This window comes from Thermostichus vulcanus str. 'Rupite', assembly GCF_022848905.1.
Classification (GTDB): Bacteria; Cyanobacteriota; Cyanobacteriia; order Thermostichales; family Thermostichaceae; genus Thermostichus; species Thermostichus vulcanus_A.
Genome location: NZ_JAFIRA010000011.1, coordinates 31,846 through 53,137, shown reverse-complemented (window position 1 = coordinate 53,137; position 21,292 = coordinate 31,846). Strand labels below are relative to the sequence as shown.

Genomic DNA, 21,292 nt, shown 5'->3' with positions numbered 1-21,292 from the left:
GGTTGAGTCTAGCGGTTCACGCTGCTTCAATCTGCTCAACTCGAAAGGACTCCGTCCCGCTGTCGCGTAAGCGTTGCGTAGCAACCATGGGAACGGGTGAGACAATGGCTCTGGCTTTGCTAGGCAACCCATGTGAGCAACCCATGCGTACACGAGGAGAAGGGCTGCAGGTTGGTGGGATCCCTTCGGGTCTGTTGGCCCTGTTGGCCGGGCTATCTGTGATCCTGCTGGTGATTTGGAATCTGACCGATCCGCTCCCCCCAGCTTGGGATGAGGCTCAACATCTGTTGCAGGCGCAAGCTTTTGGATCTCATGTCGGTCGTTTCCGCTGGGATCCCCTTTGGTGGCAGCAGTTTTTACACCTGAACCAGCGCTACCCGCCCTTGACCTATTGGCTGGGGATCCCGTTGGCAGCTTGGCATCCCTTCAGTCGGGCGGACGGGCAGTTGCTCAACCTGTTGGCACTGGGAATACTGGCCGGAGTGACGCAGCGAATCGGCTGGCGGGTGTATGCCTCAGCGGGGATGGGTTGGCTGGCGGCAGGGTTGCTGCTCCTGTATCCGGGGGTTACCTCCCTGGCGCATGTGTACATGTTGGAGCTGATGCTGGTGTTGGCGGTGGCGCTGGCCTTTTGGGCCATGCTGGCCTACTGGCAGGATCCCTCCTGGGGGGCGACGGTGGGGGTGGGGGCGGCGGGGGCGGCGGTGCTGCTGACCAAGTGGACGGGGATCCTGTTTTTGCTGCTCCCCTTGGCGGTGTTGGTGGGGCGAGCTTGCCTCAGAGCACTCAGGGCAAAGAGTTGGCGTCGAGGGATCCCGTTGGCCCAAGTGGTTTTGGGAATGGCGGTGACGCTGCTGCTCTGCTGGCCTTGGTATGGAGCCAATTGGCTGTTTGTGCTCAGCAACGGCTTCGGCTATGCCGACACAGCTCATTACTACATCACCTGCGCAGCGGGATCCCTTTGCTGGTGGACAACCTACCTGCGCTGGCTGCCGCAACAGATGAGTCCCTTTTTGTGTGGGTTGCCCCTGTTGGCGCTGTGGCCGTGGGGGTGGGATGCTAAGCAGGGGTTGGCAGGGATATGGAGTGAGGTTCGACAGGGATCCCGGCAGGCGGAGCTAGCGCTCTTGCTGACCTACCTTTCTGGGTATGGCCTCTACACGCTGGTGACCATCAAGGATATCCGCTTTACTCTGCCGCTGCTGCCCCTGTTGGCGGTGCTTTCAGCAGGTGGGATCCGGCGGGCCTGGGGCTGGCTCCAGGAGCGCTCCCAGACATCACTCTGGTGTCAAGGGTTGTATCAAGCTTGGCCCTGGCTTGGGCTAGGCTTGGGATCCCTGGCTTTGTGGAGCTTTGGGCAACCCTTGACGCCGGGGGTTGCTCCCTTGTGGGCGGGGATCCAAATGCAATGGCAAGGACAGCACCCTGAGCAAGAGCTGACCGATTGGATCGGATATTTGGTACAGCCCCACTTGACCACCACCCTAGGGGTTATCCCCAACACAGAAGGGATTTCCTCAGAAACCCTGACCTATTTGGCTGCTCTGCACCAGTGGCCCCTCACCTTCCGGGCCGCCGGACAAACCCCCTGGCCAGAACTGGAGCTGTCGCTGCTGGATGGGTTTATCGATGCCGAAGGGGAGATGGGCATTGTCGGCCCTTATGAGGCGGCAAAAGAGCAGATTCGGCAAAGCTTGCAAACCGGCTCCCAGTGGCGTGTGGATCTGCCCGTACATCTCCCTGCGGTGGGTCGTTTGCAAACCTACTATCCCCAACAGCCACGGGTCACGGTTCAAAATAGCCCGGTTGAGGTTGCTGAGGTGGTGTTGGATCGGATCACGCCGATCCCGGATCTGGGGATCCCGGCTTGGAAGCTGCACTGGCAAGGCCCGGCTAGGGATTTGGCGCAAACTCTGGTTTGGGCCGACTTAGAAGATGAACAAGGGCAGATTGTGGCTGAGCGAGCTTGGGTTTTGGGTCAGAACCGCCTGCAACTGAATCAGACGGGCCACTGGATTGTAGAAGAGATCTTGGCCTTGCCCCCGACAGACTTGCCTGAGCTAGAGGGAGACAAAATTTCCGGGATCCTCCACCTCAACTGGCACCCCCCCCAAGGGATCCAACAATCCCTAAGCCTACCCTGGACAGCCTCTCCAGCCTTCTTATCCACCCCTCCCCCAAAGGGATCCCTACTTTGGGCTGATCCCTTGTTCCTTCTTCAACAAGCAGCACACGCCGCAGCAGTGGGGAACTTGGAGGGGTTATCCCTTTACCTCAATGCTTGGACAACTCTGCAATATCCAACGTTTCTAACGGATCCGGATCGTGCCCTGACCCGCCAGTTATTAGAGGGAGCAGGGCAACGGGCCGCTGAGCGAGGGGATTTAGCGCAGCAAATTCAAAGCCATTACCAACAGGGGTTGATGTTGGTAGCGCTTCTACAACCGCACTCCGCCCAGACTCATTTTCAACAGATTGTGGAGTTGGATCCCGCAGATGACTGGGCACGCGCTTATTTGGCGTTTTTGCGGGTATTCTTCACTCATACTCTTGACGGCTGGGGAGAATGGCGAGCAGAGTTGGGGTATTTGGTGCGACCTTTTTGTCAAGAGGAAGAACGGGATCCCGTTTTGGCTCAGGTTTGCTCTGTTTTTTGATCCGATATTTTTTGGTCTAGTAAATCTAAGGGCATTTGATCCACCTGTGAAAGCAGAAAATCAGCAAAGGCTTTGGCCACCACCGAAAGATGTTTAGAACGCAAATAAACCAAGTACCAAGAGCCATAAATGGGAAACTCCTCCACATCTAAAATTGCCAAATGGTGTTGCCAGCCCCCAAGCGCTAAGACATGCTGAGATAAGACAGAAATGCCCAAGCCACCGACAATAGCCTGACGAATCGCTTCGCTGCTGCCCAGTTCCATGCGGATATTCAGGGTCAGGTTGTGTTTATCAAACAGTCGTTGCACTGCCATTCGGGTGCCGGATCCGGGTTCACGGGCCAAAAACGGTTCTTGGGCAATGCGCTCTAAGGGGATCCTCTTCTCTCCCACCAGCGGATGATGAATGGGAGCCATCACCACCAAGGGATTTTCCAGAAACGGACGTGCCACAACATCCAGATCTTCCGGTGGCAACCCCATCACGTAAAGATCGTCCATATTGTGGGCGATGCGATCCAAAACTTGCTGGCGATTAATTACCTTAAGTGCCACGTCGATGCCAGGATACTGCTGGCAAAACGGCCCTAACAAACGTGGAATGAAGTACTTGGCGGTGGTAACGACCCCGATGCTGAGGCGCCCTTGCTTCAGCCCCTTGAGATCCGCAAGGGTCATCTCAAATTGATCCAGCTGCTCAAAAATCTTGCCACAGGTTTGGTGTAGGGCTTGTCCAGCCTCAGTTAGGTAGAGCCGCTTGCCCACCTGCTCAAACAGAGGTAGCCCTACCGCCTTACTCAGTTGCTTGATCTGCATCGAGATGGTGGGCTGGGTCAGATAAAGTTCTTCGGCAGCACGGGTAAAGCTGAGGTGACGGGCAGCTACCTCGAAGATTTGCAGTTGATGTAGGGTAATGGCCTTCATCAGGAATCAGAGAATGTCTAGGCTTCGCTAATGTAGCATAGATTGAAATCTATGTTTTGATCCATATCTTCATCTTCCTGTTTCGAGGGGGCAAAAATATATATGAAATTATAGTTATATAATCTATATAGAAAGTCTTGGAATCCCGCATGTCCCAGTCTCAGGATCCCCGACGAGGGGTAGGTCGTCTTACCGCCTATTTCATCAACTCTCAGCTCACAGTCCTGATTATCGTAGCCATTGCTGCGTTTGGCCTGCTGGCGGCCCTACTCACGCCCGAAGAGGAAAATCCGCAAATTGTTGTCCCTGTGGCGGATGTGGCTTTGCAGTATCCAGGTGCCAGTGCTGCGGTGGTGGAGAACACCTTGGTCAATCCAGTGGAAGCCAAACTGCGGGAGTTGACGGGTATTGAGCATATTTACTCGGTGGCGCAGGCGTCCGGTGGCCTGATCACGGTGCAATATCGTGTAGGCGAAAACTGGGAAGACAGTTTGTTCAAGCTGCAGAATCAGCTGTTTAACCATCCAGAACTGTTTCCGCCCGGATCCAGTTATCAGGTGCAGCCGGTGATTGTGGATGATGTGCCAATTGTTACCTTAACCTTGACGGGGGCTGACTACAGCGATAACCAATTGCGTCGGGTGGGAGAACGGCTACTGGAGGATCTGCGCCGGATCCCAAATACGTCCAACTTGACGATTGTGGGCGGACACCCCCGTACCATTCGAGTTGATTTGAATCCAGAACGACTGGCCAGTTACGGGCTCGCACCGACCCAGATTGCCCAGCGCATCGCAGCGGAAAACCTGAAATTGCCCGCCGGAGACTTGACGGTGGGATCCCAGCGGTTACAGGTAGAAGGGGGGCATCGGCTGGGTTCGGCGGCAGATGTGGCTGCGATTCAGCTCAAGCCGGATGTCTATCTAGAAGATGTGGCGGTGGTTCGGGATGATTTTGCCGAGCGTACCCAGTTCACGCGCATTCACTTTCGCACCGATGAACCGATTACCGATCCCAACCCGGATCCCCGCCGGCGGGCTACAGGGGACTGGATCCGTCAACCGGCTATCACGATTGGCATCGCCAAAAAACCGGGTACCAATGCAGTGACGGTGGCGCAGCAGATTTTCCAACGGGTAGAGGAATTGCGACCGCAGTTACCCCCTGGGATCCAGATCGCCGTCACCCGTAATGATGGACGGACTGCAGCTAAGGCCGTTGGGGATTTGTATACCAGCTTGGTTCAGGCCATTGGTATTGTGGTGGCCTTGCTGCTGCTGTTTTTGGGTTGGCGGGAAGCAAGCATTGTCGCCTTTGTCATCCCCCTCACCTTGGCCGGAACGCTGGGGGTTGGGTGGATCGCCGGACAAACCATTAACCGCATTACCCTCTTCGCCCTGATCCTGGCCTTGGGAACCTTGGTGGACGATGCGATCGCGGTCACAGAAAACATTCATCGCCGTTTTGACTTGCGCCCGGGCATGGATTTTCGCCAGAAAACCGAAGAGGCGATTGCAGCCGTAGCGGAGTTGGGCACCCCGATCATCCTTTCCACCGTTACCGTGATTCTGGCTTTTCTGCCGATGCGCTTTGTTACAGGCATGATGGGGCCCTACATGGGGCCGATCCCTTTTAATGTGCCGGTTGCCATGGTGATCAGCACAACCCTGGCACTGACGGTCACCCCCTTCTTGGCATTGCGTTGGATCCAGCTCAAACCCCACACTCAAGCTGCTCAACCTGCCCTGGAAGAGACACGGCTGTATCGGCTGTATCGGCGGATCCTGCAACCGTTGTTGGAGTCAAGATCTCGGCGACGCTGGCTTTCTTGGGTCGTGACGGGATTGTTGCTGGCCAGTTTTCTCTTGCCTTTGACCCAGGTGGTCAAGTTTCGCATGTTACCCAAAGCCGACAAAGATACTTTCTTGGTGCAACTGGATATGCCCCGTGGAGCCGATTTGGTAGCTACCGACCAAGTTGTGCAGGCGTTGGAACAGGTGCTGCAAAGGGATCCCGATGTTGCCAGCTTTGAAAGCTATGTGGGGCTGGGATCCCCAATAGATTTTAATGGCCTGTTGCGGGGGGGCTCCGGACGGGGTGGAGAGGATGTGGCGGATATTCGCCTGCACCTGAGCAAACCTGAATCTCGCTCGCTTGATTCGGAACAGATTGTGTTGCGGCTGCGGCCAAAGTTGCAAGCGGTGGCAGCAACTCACAATGCCATTGTCAAATTGGTGGAAGATCCGCCGGGGCCGCCGGTACGCTCAACCCTGCTAGCGGAAGTGTACGGCCCCAACTATGTCCAGGTGCGGCAGTTGGCCAAACGAGTCCGACAGATCTTTGCAGAAACAGCGGGCGTGGTTGATATCGATGATTCGGTGAAAAACCCTTTGCCCCAACTGACGTTAACGGTGGATCGAGAGCGGGTGAACCGGGCGGGGCTAACCACGGCGGATGTGGCACAAACGTTGAACTTAGCCCTGAGCGGCTCTACCGTCAGTATTTTGCAGCTGCCGGGAGAACTGACTCCGATGGGTATCCATCTGCGCTTGGCAGAGTCTGCCCGCCAGAGCATTGAGGATCTGAGCCGCATTCAACTGCCCACCCCATCGGGCTCTTTGGTGCCGCTGACGGAGCTGGTGCAATGGACCCCTACCGTTGCCGATGAACCGATTTTCCATAAAGATCAACGCCCGGTTGCTTATGTGATGGGGGAAATGGCGGATCGTTCTTCTGTGTACGCAGTCATCGATCAATGGCTTCGTGTTTGGCGGGATCCCCTACCCTCTGGTTACTGGATTCAGTGGGATGGAGAGTGGAAACTAACGTTGGATGTGTTTCGAGATTTGGGCTTAGCCATGTTGGTGGCGGTGTTGTTGATCTACCTGATTTTGGTGGGTCAGTTCCGCAGTTTTAAGATCCCGTTGATCATCTTGGGTAGCATTCCCTTAGCTTTGATTGGTATCCTTCTCGGTTTCAGCTTGAATGGGGTTTATTTTAGTGCTACCGCCATGATTGGGGTGATTGCTCTGGCGGGAATTGTGGTACGCAATGCCATTGTTTTATTGGAGTTTATTGGCGAGCAACGAGCGGTTGGTGTGAGTTTAGAGGAGGCCATTTTCGCTGCAGGAGCGGTTCGATTTCGCCCCATTTTGCTGACCAGTATCACCACGATGTTGGGCACCGTGCCGATTTTATCGGATCCGGTTTGGTCGGGATTGGCCTGGACCTTACTCAGTGGCATGTTGACGTCGTCAGCGCTGACGTTGGTAATTATCCCAATCTGGTATTACGGGGATCAGAAGCAGTCTTTGGGGCCTGAATCTACAACAGCCCCGGATGCAGCCAGTTTACCTACCTAGTGAGGATTCTTTTTTCAGTAAATCAGTAGGAAATAGGAAATTTGCAAGTGAAGAACAGCCATGACAGTTACTAGAGTTGCCACAATTAGCCGCTGGGTCTTGTTGTTGCTGGTGTGTTGGATATTGGGGACGCGGCTTGTGGCTGCCTCTACCGCCCGATAACCTTCACACCAAAATCGTCCTTGCTCGCTTTCAACAAAATGCCGATTTGATCGGATTTTGGGCTCAGGAGCTGCTCAATGGGCAGCCAGGAACTCACTCCTATCGCCGCATCAATGTTGAAGCCACCTGTCTGGTTTGTCACGGGGCCAAGGGATCCCGCCCCGACTTTATCCTCAAGAACGATCCGCAGGATTTGGCCTACGACTTCAAAGGGTGTAGAAGAGGACTCTGGTTAAATAAAGGTGCTACGCACCGCTAACCCAAAGGTGCCGTAAGTATTTCTACTATTTTTCCGGCTGTTCAGAGGGGCGAGAATGCTTGTGGGATATCTGATCGGGGAACGACTGGGATTTTGGTAAGGAATGCAAAGAAAACGCTAAAAACTGTCACGAGATCCCTCGAAAAAGCTTTGTAGATGGGGATATCCTGAAACTAGGCAGCGACAGATATCCAGTCTAAAGCTCAGCCGTGGCTCACCAATCGGGTAGCCGCTGGGCCTGAAGGTCAACATGGAAAGGCGGTCTTTTCTTCAAAAATTGCTCCTGGTTGCTGCCAGTCTTGGTGTGCCCCCAGGCTGGATGGCGTGGCAGTCTGAGCGCTACGGGCAAGCTTTGGCGGCCAATTCCCGCAAACTGGCGCTGCTGATCGGCATTAACCGCTATCCCGGTGAGGGATCCCTGTTGCAGGGGTGCCTGATGGATGTGGAGTTGCAACGGGAGTTGCTTCTGCATCGCTTCGGTTTTGCCCCACCCGAAATCCTCACCCTGACGGATGGAGCCGCTACCTTGAGTGGGATCCAGTCTGCCTTTGCTGAGCATCTGGGAGGCCAAAGTCGGACTGCCGAAACCGTTGTCGTGCATTTTAGCGGTCATGGGCAGTGGTTAGCGGGATCCGACCATCGTTGGCAACCGGCGCTGTTGCTGTCAGGATCAGAAGCCTCGACCGGGATGCCAGCGATCCCTTTAGAACACTTTTTCCATCTGCTAGAAGGGTTGGGGACGGCCCAGCTCACCACCCTACTGGACTGTGGCTTTACCCATACTGCTCCCTCGGTGCGCGGTAACTGGCAACTGCGGGCTCGTCCGGTGGCAGCTGTGAAGGGATCCGGATCCTCCCCTTCAGCTCATCCATCTATCGGCAGTGTTCCAGAGCCGCAGCGGGTTTGGCCTGCTCCCCCCAAGGGCCTGCTGATTACCGCCACGACTCCTCAAGATTTGGCGGCTGAGGCCAGTTGGCCCGGATTCTATGCTGGAGTGCTGACTTATCTGCTCACCCAGTACCTTTGGGAAACCACACCTGCCACTCGGCTGGCAGTGGCCTTTAATCAGGTGTCCAGTCGGCGGGAACTGGGTATGTTTGCCTGTCAGCGGCCCACTTTAGAAGGCAAAGAAACGGCTCGGCGCATTCCCCCCTACTTTCTCAACCTGACTCAGTCTGGGGTGAGTGGGGTGATTCAAGACGTGAAAGGCAACCGGGCGCAAGTGTGGTTGGGCGGGATCCCACCGGCGGCATTGTGCGGTCTGCAACCGGGCACACTGTTAACCCCTATTTCTGCCGATGTTTCTCAGGAAGCAGCGAAGACACCGACCCCGCTAGTGCTTCGGTCTCGGAGCGGCTTGTTGGCTCAGGTGCAGCTTTCTACCCCCGAAGGGCAGTTTCCTCCTGTGGGCACCCCTTTGCGGGAAAACCTGCGCGCCATTTCCAACAACCTCAAGCTCTTGGTGGGCCTGGAAGACAACCTGGGCCGCATCGAAAAGGTGGACATCACCAATGCCATTGCCAGTTTTAGCTGGATGGAAACCGCCAACCCCCACGAACGGCAGGTGGATTGCTTGTTGGGCCGCATTACCCCGGAAATGGCCGCCGCTTTTCAGGCGGATACTCTGCCCAAACCCCTGCAGGTGAATAGTTATAGCCTCTTCTGGCCCGGGCGAGAATTGCTCCTGGATTCCTGTGGGCCGGTGGGGGAAGCTGCAGCCGTGGCGGTACAACGGTTGGTTCCCCGTCTTGCCCATTTGCTAGCTGCCAAACGGTTACGAACCACCCTCAATGCTGCCAGTTCTCCCTTGGCGGTTGTGGCAGAGTTAGCATCCAAAGACAAAGCCCCCTCTTTGGCCGCACGCTTTACTCAGGCGGTGACCTCTACCCCCGTTGAACTGGGGATGCAACGCTTTATGCGGGGGGATCCCTTGCGCTTAACGCTGCGCAACAACGGTGAGCAAGATCTGTTCGGCTATGTGTTGATGACAGACCCGACCGGGCAACTGCACCTGTTGGCCCCAATGCCACAAGATAACTTCACCCTGCCGCTGCGCCTGGAAGCCCAAAACACCTTGGTTTTGCCCCGTTTACCCGAAACTGAGGGTGAGTTGCGTACCACCCCAGGCAGCTCGGATTTGTTAACCTGTAACCCCCAGGGGCTGACAGAGTTGTTGTTTGTGGCCAGCACTCGCCCTCTACAGGCCAGCCTGGAAGCGCTCAAAAGCATGGCTCGCAAACTGGGGGTAACCCGTTCGCCGATGTTGCTCAATGGGCCGTTGGAATGGACGCACATCTTGATGGAGGAGTTGACCACCCGCGCGGCTGAGTCTCTTGGCTCCGGTGATCCTGACCTGTGGTGGTTGGATCCCGCCCAATCCCTGACCCTCTCCCTCACCTATACGTTGGTGTGATTTGGGGTAGAGTTCCTTGCGCTTGCCCCTAGCTCAACAGCAGGGCAAACAGGCCACAAAGGGCAATCCCATCGAAGACGCCTGCCCCGCCAATACTGAGAATGCCGGAACAATTTCGCCGCAACACCTCCGGCAAATGCAACAAGTCTGCTCCGATCACGGTTCCCAAGACGCCACCGGCAAAGGCGACAGCTGGAGCTTCCTCCCCCGCGATCAAAAAAGCCGCCAACGCCGCTGTAGCAGGGGCAACCAGAGGATTCATCTGAATGCCAATCCCCGGCACCACATGGGAGGCAAAGTAGCTGACCACAGTCACCAGTGCCAAAACCGCTAGGATCAAAGCCACATTGGCCCGGCCAAATTGATATAGAGCCAAAACCACCGGGATCAATCCCCCACCCACATTCAAAGCCACTACCGTCTCCTGCGGCATTTTCACCAACGGGATCCCCCAAAACTGTCGCATCCATAGGCTGGCCAAATCCTCCACCACCGTCACTTCGCATTCCACCCGGTAGAGGGGAATATTAATCGGGCTACCGACGAGCACCGCAACCAGCAACAGTAAGGCCGCATCCCGCGAAAAGCCCAGCTTGGCCACCGCCAGCGCCACCACATCCACCGCCAACCCCAACCACAACAGAGGCAGCAGCAGCACCAGCACCACAAACAACAGCAGTGAGACAGGCAGGTAAAACATCGTCGGGATCCCTTCTGCAGCAGGCCGGTTTGTCAATAATAAAGACAAAAAGACTTAAAAAACAGAAATGCGTGGGATCCGAGACGGAAGCCCTTTAACCTCCAGCCTATCAGGATCTCTTCTTCACCGTTGCCGCATTTGCGGATCCAAGGCATCCCGTAAGCCATCCCCGACAAAATTGATGCTCAGCACTGTCAAGAAAATCATCAAACCGGGGAAAAGAGCCATGTGGGGCGCTTGTTCCAGGTAATCGCGGGCATCATAAAGGAGCCTCCCCCAAGTGGGCACATCCGGCGGGAAGCCCAGCCCCAAAAAACTCAGGGTGGACTCCGTGATGATCGCCGTTCCCACCGATAAGGTGGCCGCCACGATCACCGGGCTTAGCACATTCGGGAAAATATGTACCCAGATCAATCGATGTGCTGGAGCCCCAATCGCCCGCCCCGCCAAGACAAAATCCATCTCCCGCACACTTAAGAAACTGGCCCGTACCAGCCGCGCCACCGACATCCAGTTCAGGCTACCGATCACCAGCACCATCAGCATGAAAATCCCGGTTTCCGGCCCCGCCAACCGTCGCAAGGTTTCCCGGAACAGAAAGATCACCATCAACAACACCGGCAACTGCGGCAGCGACAAAAACAAATCCGTAAAGCGCATCAGGGCCACATCCAACCAGCCCCCATAAAAGCCCGATATCGCCCCGATCAAGGTACCCACGCTGATCGCCACCAACATCGAGGTCATACCCACCGACAGCGACACTCGCCCCCCCCGCAGCACCCGCGCCAAGACATCTTGCCCGAGATCATTGGTGCCAAACGGATGAGCCCAACTGGGGGGCATTTGGGCACGGGAGAAATCGATCTGGCTGTGGGAGGCAGTATAAACCAGCGGGCCAAACACACAGGCTAAAACGATAACAACCAGGGTTGCGGCCCCAAACAGGGCCAACTTATCCCGCCGAAAGCGTCGCCAAGCATCCCCCCACAACGTACGCGGTGGACGTTCTGGTTGGGCAGCTTGGGAAGGAGCAGGGATAGAAGCCGACATATCCAGAATCTCTCATCCAAAAGTTCAAAGCGTCACAACGAACCCAGCGATCCGAAAGCAATCTAATCCAGCCATGAAGTCCGGGATCCGGATCCCTGAAATTAGCGAAATTAGCGTGGATATTAGTGCGTATATTGCACCCGTGGATCCAGAATGCCGTAGAGGATATCTGCCACCAAGTTAAAAATCACGATCAGAATGGCATAGATAAAAGTAATCGCCATCACCACCGGTGTATCCCCCCGAAAGATGGAATCCACCAACAGCGCACCGATACCCGGCACCCGAAAAATCTGTTCCGTCACCAACGCCCCGGTAAACACGGTGGGAATATCCAAAGCCACCAGCGTCACCACCGGAATCAGAGCATTGCGCAAAATATGCCGATTCACCACCACAAAGTTCCGCAACCCCTTAGCCCTGGCGGTACGCACATAATCCCGGTTCATTTGCTCCAGCATCGAGGCCCGCACAAAGCGCATCAGCACTGCCGCCTGAAACAACACCAAAACCATCACCGGCATAATTGACTGCCGCACCTGGGCCACAAAACTGGCCCAATCAGTAACCCGCAGGGTGCTGTTGTAGATAAACGGGAACCAGCGCAGTTGCACACTGAAGATAATGATGAACAAAATGCCAGTAAAAAACGTGGGCAAAGAAAACCCGACAAAGGCCAAGGTCGTCACCACCTGATCAAAAAAAGTGTAGCGCTTCAATGCGGAGATCACCCCCAAAGGCACTGCCAGCAAGGCAGCCAAGAGGTAAGCCGTACCGACAACCCAAAGAGTGGTGGGCAACCGCTGCAAAATCAAGTTCACCACCGGGCTCCGGCTATTAAAAGAAAAACCCATATCCCCGCGCAGGAAGGCCCACAGCCATTTCACATAACGGATGTAAATCGGTTGATCCAGCCCCAAAGAGCGGCGAATGTTCTCCCGTACTTCGGCAGTAATGGCGGGATTGGTGGCAAATTCTGCCATCGGATCACCAGGGGCCAAGGCGAGAATGGCGAAAACCACAATGCTAATGGCCAACAAGGTGGGGATGGAGATGAACAGACGGTTAATCAGATAGCGAGTCATGGGATCCGTAAAACCGGTAGGTCAGGAGAGGGGCAAAAGCACCGCCATCATAGTTCAGGTCGTTGATCCAAACCGTTAAAGAAAAACATCTGGGGTTATCGGCAAAAACCAGAAAAACCGAGCAGTTGACAAAAGGTTTACAAAAGAGAAAAAAGGCAAGGGATCCCGTTGATGGCCGACGGAGGCAAGGGATCCCTTGGGTGCTCTCAGGGCTGATTGCCCTGGGATTAAGACTTACGAGTCCAATCTTTGATATTCCAAGGTTCCAGATCCCAAGGGGTGAGGTCGATCCCTTCGATGCTGTTGGCAGCAGCTGCGGGACTAGCTCGGTCAATCAGCGGGATCACCGCCACATCCTCCACCGTCAGGAAGTTGTTCATCTTCTTGACCTGTTCATCCCGTGCATCTGGATCGGTCATCGCCACCAGTTCCGCATACATGGCGTCGTAGGCGGGGTTGCAGTAGCGAGAATCGTTGGCACTCGACCAGTTGTTTTCCTTTTGGGCGATCTCTTCGCAGATGTAACGGCGCATGTAACCGGTGGGATCCGGGTTGTCATTGCCGGTGGTGTACATCTGCAAATCGGCGTAGAAGTGACCGAGGTTGTCGGGGTTGTTGGGCTCACTGTCAAAGAAGATGCTGGCATCAATACTCTTCAGCTCCAGGTCAATGCCAATCTTGCCCAAGTCTTGCTTGATGATCTCCTGAGTTTTCTGGCGCACCGGATTGACGGAGGTTTGAAACACCATGCGCATTTCCACCCCATCTTTGTCGCGGATGCCGTTGTTGTTGCTGTCCACCCAACCGGCTTCATCCAGCAGCTTGGCCGCCTCTTCTAGGTTAAATTCCCAAGGAGCATTGGCCCGCAGGTTCTCCGGCGAGAGCACATAGTCGTTGGTGGGAGTCCCGGCCACACCGTAGAGTTGATCGGCAATGGTTTGACGATCCATCGCTAGACTCAGGGCCTTGCGCACATTTAAATCCGTCAAGAACGGATGCGGCACATCCTTGTGGGAGCGCTGCCCATCTCGCTCCACGTTCGGATCCGAGAAATTGATGACGATCCGCTCCATGTTAGGGCCAGGCTTGGGCACAATTCGACCAATGCCAGTCGCTTCCAACTGGGTCAGCACGGCTGCTTCCACTTGGGTGTTCCAGGCGTAGTCAGCATCCCCGGTTTGCAGCACCGCCCGAGCTGCCGATGTGGCATCCCCGCCACCTTTGAGTTCCACCCGCTTAAAGAAGGGTTTGCCTTCTTCGCGAAAGTTCTCGTTGGCCACGTAGACGATCACATCCCCCGGTTTCACATCTTCGGTGATGTAGGGCCCAGTACCAATCGGGGCCAGGTTGGCAGGCGCTTCACGGGAATTGGGTCCGTTGTAGGTTTCAAAAATATGCTTGGGAATGATCATGCCATTGGTCCCCACAAAAGGCACAAACCAAGCCACCGTCGGCTCTTTGAAGGTGATTTTCACTGTGGTGGGATCCAAAGCCTCTACGGATGCAATATCGGTATAGTATTCAGAGGTAATGGCTCCGACTTCCGGGTTGGAGATGTATTCGTAGGTGAAGACCACATCATCGGCAGTAAAGGGTTCGCCATCGGCCCAGGTAACCCCACTCTTGAGCTTCCAGGTAACCGAACTTAAGTCTTCTGCAACACCGCCATTTTCAATACTGGGAATTTCGGCAGCCAGAAAAGGCACCATTTCCCCACGGGCATCGAAGCTGGCCAAGGGTTCGTATACCAAGCGGCTGGCCTCAAAATCTTTGGTACCAGTGGAAAGATGAGGATTCAACAGGGTTGGGGCTTGCCAGTAGAGCAACCGCAATGTGTCATCCGCTTGGGCTTGGGCTGGCACCCAATGGTGGACGAGCAAACCACCCACTACAAACAGTGGGATCAACAAAAGCCGCAGCTTGACCAGCTGCATCTTCAGACGTTTAAAAGACATCTATGCTTACCTCTTGTTAAGCGACAACCAAATCAGGGGATTGAGACTACGACAACCGAATCATCCCAGCAGATTTGAGACCTTGACTGGTGAAGAGCCAGGTGAAGTTCCCGCCTTGCAGCCCAATTGAGTTCGGCCTTATTGGATGCTCGCCCCAGTCCACAACCCCTTCAAGTTCCCATCGAAACACGGTAGCAGCTGGGTTCGATTTTTCTGTAATTCGTTACACAGTATGACAAATCTTAGGCGGGCTCCGGGGCGCAGCTTCTTTCCCTCTTAAGATTTTTCTGTCAACAAATCGTAGAGATGGGTTGATTTTTCCTTGCAGGTGTGGCATGCCAGCTTTTGTAGATCAAGAATTTTGTGTGCCTGCCTATACGGCTTGCCTTTCTGGCCGTGTGTTAAGGTTCTTCCCATTGCTCATTTCCGGTTAGGGTCGGAATCTGTGTTGCAACTTTTGCCAAAATTGAGGTCAGTCGGAGGGTGAACTTAGTTTATGTCTGAATCATTCAGGATTGACTGGCTTTTTCTGAGATGATCCACTTAAAAAACTTAAAAGAATCTGTATAGCAGGGATCCCGATGGCATGGCGCGATTGTTAGAAGTACGGCGGCTGGAGACACGGTTTTATACCCAAGATGGGGTGGTACATGCCGTCAATGGCCCCAGCTTTCATGTTGACGAAGGGGAAACCCTTGGCATTGTCGGGGAATCTGGCTCCGGCAAAAGCATCAGTATGCTCTCGGTCATGCGCTTGATCCCCACGCCTCCCGGCAAAATTACAGGGGGTGAAGTGCTGTTTGCGGGCCAAGACCTGCTCAAGTTGAAAGAATCGGAAATGCGGCGCATTCGGGGCAACCGAATCGCCATGATCTTTCAGGATCCCATGACCTCCTTGAACCCTGTCCTACGGGTGAGCCGGCAAATTACCGAATCCTTGCAGTTACACCTGGGCATGAGCGCCGATCAAGCACGGCAACGGGCCATTGAATTGTTACGAATGGTCGGGATCCCGGCAGCAGCCGAACGGGTGGACAACTACCCCCACCAGTTTTCGGGCGGGATGCGGCAGCGGGTGATGATCGCCATGGGCTTGTCCTGCCGCCCGCAGTTGTTGATTGCCGATGAACCGACCACCGCTTTGGATGTGACGATCCAGGCCCAGATCGTGGAGCTGATCAAAGCGCTGCGGGATGAGATTGGCATGGCGATCATTTGGATTACTCACGATTTGGCCTTCTTGGCCGGTATTGCCGATCGGATCTTGGTCATGTACGGGGGCCAGATTATGGAGGAAGCCCCCCTGCATCAGCTTTACAAAAATCCCCGCCACCCCTACACCATCGGCCTATTGCAGAGCATTCCGCGCCTGGATGAACGTCGTCACGAGAAGCTGCAACCTATTGAAGGCATGCCGCCGGATTTGGTCAATTATCCGCAGGGGTGTCCGTTTGCGGCCCGCTGTCGTTTTGTGATTGACCGTTGCTGGAGCGAAGATCCAGAGCTAGAGCCGGTTGGCCCTGCTCATAAGGTGGCCTGCTGGGTGAAACCGGAGGGGAAAGAGCACCTTTTGTCCGCTGCCATGGCTAACGAGGAGAGCGGATCGTTGGGGAGGACAGTCAATGGTTAACTCCACTTCTTTTCCCAGTGGGGGAAGCCCCTCTGTCAATGTCAGTAACCCCACCTCACCTCCCTCCAGTCCAGCGACGCTACTGCGCATCGAAAACCTGAAAATGCACTTTCCCATCCTGCGGGGGTTGATTCTGCAGCGACAGGTGGGATCCGTCAAAGCGGTGGATGGGGTAAGTTTTGAGGTGCGGCGGGGGGAAACCCTGGGCTTGGTGGGGGAATCGGGCTGCGGCAAAAGCACCACCGGGCGAGCCATTTTGCAGCTGTATCGGCCTACTGCTGGCCATGTGTATTTTGAGGGCACTGACCTGACGCAACTGCACAAAGAAGAGCTGCGCCGCATGCGCCGCCGGATGCAGATGGTGTTTCAGGATCCCTATGCCTCTTTGAATCCGCGCCAGACCGTCGGAGCGATCATCGGGGAGCCGCTGACGGTCTTTAACGTGGCCAAAGGCAAAGCCCAGCAGGATCGCGTCAAAGAACTGCTGGATGTGGTTGGCCTCAACCCCAGTTTTATCAATCGCTATCCCCATGAATTTTCAGGGGGGCAACGGCAGCGGATTGTTATTGCCCGGGCCTTGGCCTTGAACCCGGATTTTATCGTCTGTGATGAGCCAATCTCGGCTTTGGATGTATCGATTCAGGCGCAGGTGGTGAATCTATTAGAGGCGCTACAGGAGCAATTTGGTCTTACCTATTTGTTCATTGCCCATGATCTAAGCGTGGTACGCCATATTTCCGACCGGGTGGCGGTGATGTACTTGGGCAAGGTAGTAGAGCTGGCGGATCGAGATACCATCTACCAAAATCCCCTTCATCCCTACACCCAAGCCCTGCTGTCTGCCGTACCCATTCCGGATCCGGAGGTGGAGGCCAAACGGCAACGGATCATTCTCAAGGGGGATGTGCCCAGCCCCGTCAACCCGCCCAAAGGATGTCACTTCCATACCCGCTGCCCTTGGGTGACCGAGGCCTGCCGTCAGGATCCCCCCCCGGAGTTTCGGGATGTGGGTGGGGGACATTTTGTCGCCTGTCATCTGGTGAAATGAGTTGAAATTAAGGACAGACAAAGGCTCGGGACCACAAGGAGCCGGTTAAACCAGTTAAAAAAAGAGCTGAGATTGAGGGCTAAAGGATCCCGGCCACTCCCGTTTGGCGGGCAGCCTGAATGACGGCAGCAGCCACCTCAGAAACCACCCGTCCATCAAACACGGAGGGAATGATCCAGTTGCGATCCAGATCCTCAGCGGGGATCAAGGCGGCAATCGCTTCTGAAGCCGCTACACACATCTCGGTATTAATCTGCTTGGCCCGACAATCGAGTGCCCCACGAAACACCCCCGGAAAGGCCAGCACATTGTTGATTTGGTTCGGGTAATCGCTGCGTCCGGTCGCCATCACCGCCACCTGATCGCTGATCAACTCCGGTTGGATCTCTGGCACTGGGTTAGCCAAGGCGAAAACGATAGGGTCGGAGGCCATGTTCTTCACCATGTCCACCGTCAGGGCATTGGCCACACTCACCCCAATGAACACATCCGCCCCCACCAGGGCTTCCGATAGGGATCCGCTTTCTGGGACGGCGACACTGGCTTTTTCCGGTGTTAAATCGGTACGAGAGCGGCTGATGATCCCCTGTCGATCGCAGGCGAGGATGTGGGTGGCCCCTGCTCGGCGCAACAGTTGAATCACCGCAATACCGGCTGCACCCGCCCCATTCAAAACGATGCGCACCTGCTCCAGAGGCTTTTTCGCCACCTTCAAGGCGTTGAGCAACGCCGCCAACACCACAATTGCTGTCCCATGCTGGTCATCGTGAAATACCGGCAGGGTGAGGCGAGACTTCAGCTTCGACTCAATGGCAAAGCAACGGGGAGCGCTGATGTCCTCCAGATTAAAGCCGCCAAAACCAGGGGCCAGATGCACTACCGTTGCGACGATCTGCTCCACATCCTGGGTGGCCAAACACAGCGGGAAAGCATCGATATCGGCAAAGCGCTTGAACAGAGCCGCCTTCCCCTCCATCACCGGCAGGGCCGCTTCTGGGCCGATATCCCCCAACCCCAACACGGCGCTGCCGTCGGTAACAATGCCAACCGTATTGCCCTTGATAGTGTACTCGTACACAGAGGCGGGATCCGTTGCAATCTGCATGGAAACCCGACCCACCCCCGGCGTATAGGCCATCGCCAGATCGGCAGCACTCTCCAGCGGGCTTTTGCCCACCACCCGCAGCTTGCCGCCACGATGCAGTTCGAAGGTGCGATCCACCACCCGTTCCACTTTCACCCCCGGCAGGGATCCAACGGCAGCGCGAATCTGTTGGGCATGGTCATGGCTAGCAGCATCCACGCAAATTTCCCGTACCGTCTCGGAAGCAGATTGCTGGATGAGATCGATCTGGCTGAGGTTACCGCCCACATCAGCAATCGCCTGAGTCACCCGGGCTAAGGCTCCCGGTTGGTTGGGCAAGCGAATGCGGAGGGCAATGCTGTAGCTGGAGCTGGGGGTGAGTTTTGTCATAGCTCCCTATAGTAGACCAGAATCTGGATCCGGTTGCAGCGATCTCCAGAGGGATCCAACCCAAGCATACCCAGAGGTCTCTCCCCTTGAGGGCGGATTTGAAGGTGCCGTAATAGACATCCTGCGGTAGCAACACCTGATCTCCGCTGGACAGTGTTTGCAGTACCGCCAACGTAGCCGCCGAGCCGGAGGCAAACAAAGCGGCTGCAGATCCTCCTTCCAACCGAGCCAGGGCCTCTTCAAGGGCAACACGGGTGGGGTTGCTTTCGCGGGTGTAGGTGTAGTCGGGCAAGGATGCACCTGCGAGGGTTCGCAAGGGATCCCGCCAGAAGGTGGTGGAGAGGTGAATGGGCGGAATCACTGCGCCGGTGCTGGGATCCAGGTGCCGTCCGGCATGGATGGCCAGGGTTTCAAAGTGCATGGAGACCTGTCATCCGGTTTGGGGTAAGTGGGTTCGTCTTTTCGGATCCCCTTTGGGAATGGCGGCGATAAGGCGGCGGGTATAGTCCTGCTGCGGATACTGGTAGATCTGGCTGGCCGGGCCGATTTCCTCGATCCGGCCCCGATTCATCACCATGATGCGGTCGCTCATGAACTTGACCACGCTCAGATCGTGGGAAATGAACAGATAAGTGAGCCCCAGTTCCTCCTGCAGATCTTTGAGCAAATTCAACACCTGCGCCTGTACCGAGACATCTAGGGAGGAGACAGCCTCATCACAGATGATCAAGCGCGGCTCAGAGGCCAAGGCCCGAGCAATACAAATACGCTGCCGTTGTCCACCGGAGAACTGATGGGGCATGCGATTGAGGGATTCGGGATCCAACCCTACCCGCTGAAACAACTGTTCGGCCCGTTTCCGCCGCTCTGCAGAATTGGCCCCAATTCGATGGAGCCACATCGGCTCCATAACGCTTTCCCCTACCGTCATGCGCGGATCCAGAGAGGCTACTGGATCTTGAAAAATCAGTTGGATCTCCCGGCGTAACCGGCGTAAGCGTTGGGGTGGCAGGCGGAGCCACTCATCGCCGTCGTAGAGGACCTGGCCGGAACTGGCTCGGATCAGGCGCAACAAAGTCCGACCCAGCGTGGTTTTGCCGCAGCCGGATTCCCCCACCAAGCCCAGGGTTTCTCCCGGATACAGATCAAAGCTGATCCCATCCACCGCCCGCAGTTCCCCCACCTGACGACGAAACAGTCCTTGCCGCACGGCATAGTGGGTTCTTAGCTCGCGCACTTGCAGGAGAGGCTGCTGACTCTGTAATCGCTGCAGCCGCTCTTCCTCTTCTGCCGCTGTAATCTCCACCTGCCGCCACTGGTGCTCAATCGACAGGGATCCCGGTTGCTCTTGCGTCTCCTCCACCTGAAAATCCTGCAAAGTTGGCAGCCGCCGCAACCGCCGCTCCAACACCGGGCGACAGGCCAACAAACCGCGGGTATAGGGATGCCGGGGATCCCGAAACACCTGCTCGACGCTGGCTTGTTCCACCGCCTGGCCGCGATACATCACTATCACCTGATCCGCCAGCTCTGCCACCAAACTCAGGTCGTGGGTGATGAACAAAATGGCCATCTGTCGTTGCTGTTGCAGGTTGGCCAGCAGGCGCAAGATCTCCGCCTGGACGGTTACATCCAGAGCCGTGGTCGGCTCATCGGCAATCAGCAATTTGGGGTTGGAGGCGATGGCACAGGCGATGGCCACTCGCTGAATTTGCCCGCCCGAGAGTTGATGCGGGTAGCGCTCCAGCAGCTGTGGGGAAAGTTGCACCTCTTCAAAAAGCTGCACAGCTCGGGAGCGAATTTCCCCTGGGGTTAGGGACGTGTTGGCCTGCAGGGTTTCTCGCAACTGTTGGCCACAGGTATAGAGGGGGTTGAGGGCGGTACTCGGCTCCTGGAAGATCATGGCGATTTGGGATCCGCGATAGCGCCGCCGTTGCCGGGGATCCAAGGCCAGCCAATCTACACGACCCTGCGGGCCTTGAAAGTACACGTGGCCTTCCACCTGAGCTTGAGGGGGCAAAAGACCCATGAGGGTGAGGGCGGTCATGGTTTTGCCGGAGCCGGACTCCCCAACAAGGCCTAGGGTTTGGCCAGCTTGCAGTTGAAACGACAGTCCATCCACCACTGGGGATCCCCAGGACTCCGTCCCGCTGGCCCGAGCTGTACGGCTGGGCAAGAGAACCCGTAACCCTTCGACAGTCAGCAGAGCAGCCTCGGCAGCAGCAGCAGCGGTATTGGTCATGGCAACCTAAGCAACAGGAGGAGGATTGGCAGGATTATAGACCAGGGATCCCAGTTTCCTGAGTCGTTGAGGGCAAGGGATCCCGGTTCAATTGCCACCTTACAGCCCTTTGCGCCAAGGGCACGCTAGTCACTTAGCACGGGGTTAATCCCCTTCGCGACAGCGGTGCGGAGCCCCTTCGCGACAGCGGTGCGGAGCACCTTCGCGACAGCGGTGCGGAGCACCTTCGCGACAGCGGTGCGGAGCACCTTCGCGACAGCGGTGCGGAGCACCTTCGCGACAGCGGTGCGGAGCACCTTCGCGACAGCGGTGCGGAGCACCTTCGC

The 21,292-nt window shown here is 56.0% G+C and carries 15 protein-coding genes; 6 read left to right on the top strand and 9 right to left on the bottom strand.

Translation table 11 applies throughout. The features are described from left to right. Positions 1–143: 143 nt before the first annotated feature. The gene (locus tag JX360_RS06220) at positions 144–2,657 is read left to right on the top strand and encodes a hypothetical protein (RefSeq protein WP_244349781.1); all 2,514 of its coding nucleotides are present in this window, start codon (positions 144–146) and stop codon (positions 2,655–2,657) included. Here JX360_RS06220 and JX360_RS06215 read toward each other — a convergent pair. Beyond that, a complete protein-coding gene (locus JX360_RS06215; RefSeq protein ID WP_244349780.1) occupies positions 2,636–3,583 on the bottom strand; it encodes a LysR family transcriptional regulator in 948 nt (315 codons plus the stop codon). The two genes, JX360_RS06220 and JX360_RS06215, sit on opposite strands and share 22 nt — an antisense overlap. Positions 3,584–3,732: 149 nt before the next feature. Here JX360_RS06215 and JX360_RS06210 point away from each other — a divergent pair, with 149 nt between their 5' ends. The 3 genes from JX360_RS06210 to JX360_RS06200 all read left to right on the top strand — a co-directional run bounded on the left by JX360_RS06210 (position 3,733) and on the right by JX360_RS06200 (position 9,779). Further along, positions 3,733–6,945 (top strand): efflux RND transporter permease subunit, encoded by a 3,213-nt coding sequence (locus JX360_RS06210; protein WP_244349779.1) that lies wholly within the window; start codon positions 3,733–3,735, stop codon positions 6,943–6,945. A gap of 136 nt (positions 6,946–7,081) precedes the next feature. Continuing rightward, a complete protein-coding gene (locus JX360_RS06205) occupies positions 7,082–7,366 on the top strand; it encodes a c-type heme family protein (protein WP_244349778.1) in 285 nt (94 codons plus the stop codon). Positions 7,367–7,685: 319 nt separating this feature from the next. Continuing rightward, positions 7,686–9,779, top strand: a complete 2,094-nt coding sequence (locus tag JX360_RS06200) for a caspase family protein (protein WP_244349777.1) — start codon at positions 7,686–7,688, stop codon at positions 9,777–9,779. A gap of 28 nt (positions 9,780–9,807) precedes the next feature. Here JX360_RS06200 and JX360_RS06195 read toward each other — a convergent pair whose 3' ends face one another. From JX360_RS06195 to JX360_RS06180, 4 genes are all read right to left on the bottom strand, one after another. Beyond that, positions 9,808–10,479 (bottom strand): DUF1614 domain-containing protein, encoded by a 672-nt coding sequence (locus JX360_RS06195; protein WP_244349776.1) that lies wholly within the window; start codon positions 10,477–10,479, stop codon positions 9,808–9,810. A 123-nt stretch (positions 10,480–10,602) separates the two neighbouring features. Beyond that, the gene (locus tag JX360_RS06190) at positions 10,603–11,532 is read right to left on the bottom strand and encodes an ABC transporter permease (RefSeq protein WP_244349775.1); all 930 of its coding nucleotides are present in this window, start codon (positions 11,530–11,532) and stop codon (positions 10,603–10,605) included. A gap of 122 nt (positions 11,533–11,654) precedes the next feature. Then, entirely contained in the window at positions 11,655–12,617 is a 963-nt protein-coding gene (locus JX360_RS06185; protein WP_244349774.1) for an ABC transporter permease, read from the bottom strand. A 227-nt stretch (positions 12,618–12,844) separates the two neighbouring features. After that, complete coding sequence (locus JX360_RS06180; RefSeq protein ID WP_244349773.1) at positions 12,845–14,572, bottom strand: peptide ABC transporter substrate-binding protein; 1,728 nt, start codon at positions 14,570–14,572, stop codon at positions 12,845–12,847. Between the two features lie 586 nt (positions 14,573–15,158). Here JX360_RS06180 and JX360_RS06175 point away from each other — a divergent pair. After that, positions 15,159–16,202 (top strand): ABC transporter ATP-binding protein, encoded by a 1,044-nt coding sequence (locus JX360_RS06175; RefSeq protein WP_244349772.1) that lies wholly within the window; start codon positions 15,159–15,161, stop codon positions 16,200–16,202. Beyond that, a complete protein-coding gene (locus tag JX360_RS06170; protein ID WP_279611292.1) occupies positions 16,195–17,250 on the top strand; it encodes an ABC transporter ATP-binding protein in 1,056 nt (351 codons plus the stop codon). Before JX360_RS06175 ends, JX360_RS06170 begins: the two co-directional genes overlap by 8 nt. Positions 17,251–17,329: 79 nt before the next feature. Here JX360_RS06170 and JX360_RS06165 read toward each other — a convergent pair whose 3' ends face one another. From JX360_RS06165 to JX360_RS06150, 4 genes are all read right to left on the bottom strand, one after another. Further along, positions 17,330–18,724, bottom strand: coding sequence for a malic enzyme-like NAD(P)-binding protein (locus JX360_RS06165; protein ID WP_244349771.1), 1,395 nt, complete (start codon positions 18,722–18,724; stop codon positions 17,330–17,332). Continuing rightward, positions 18,624–19,145: a PLP-dependent transferase gene (locus JX360_RS06160; protein WP_244349770.1), complete on the bottom strand. Its 522-nt coding sequence runs from the start codon at positions 19,143–19,145 to the stop codon at positions 18,624–18,626. The genes JX360_RS06165 and JX360_RS06160 overlap by 101 nt, the downstream gene beginning before the upstream one ends. Before the next feature lie 9 nt (positions 19,146–19,154). Next, positions 19,155–20,966 (bottom strand): ABC transporter ATP-binding protein, encoded by a 1,812-nt coding sequence (locus tag JX360_RS06155; protein WP_244349769.1) that lies wholly within the window; start codon positions 20,964–20,966, stop codon positions 19,155–19,157. Between the two features lie 125 nt (positions 20,967–21,091). After that, positions 21,092–21,292, bottom strand: a 201-nt coding sequence (locus tag JX360_RS06150; RefSeq protein ID WP_244349768.1) for a hypothetical protein, incomplete at its 5' end; no start/stop codon positions are given.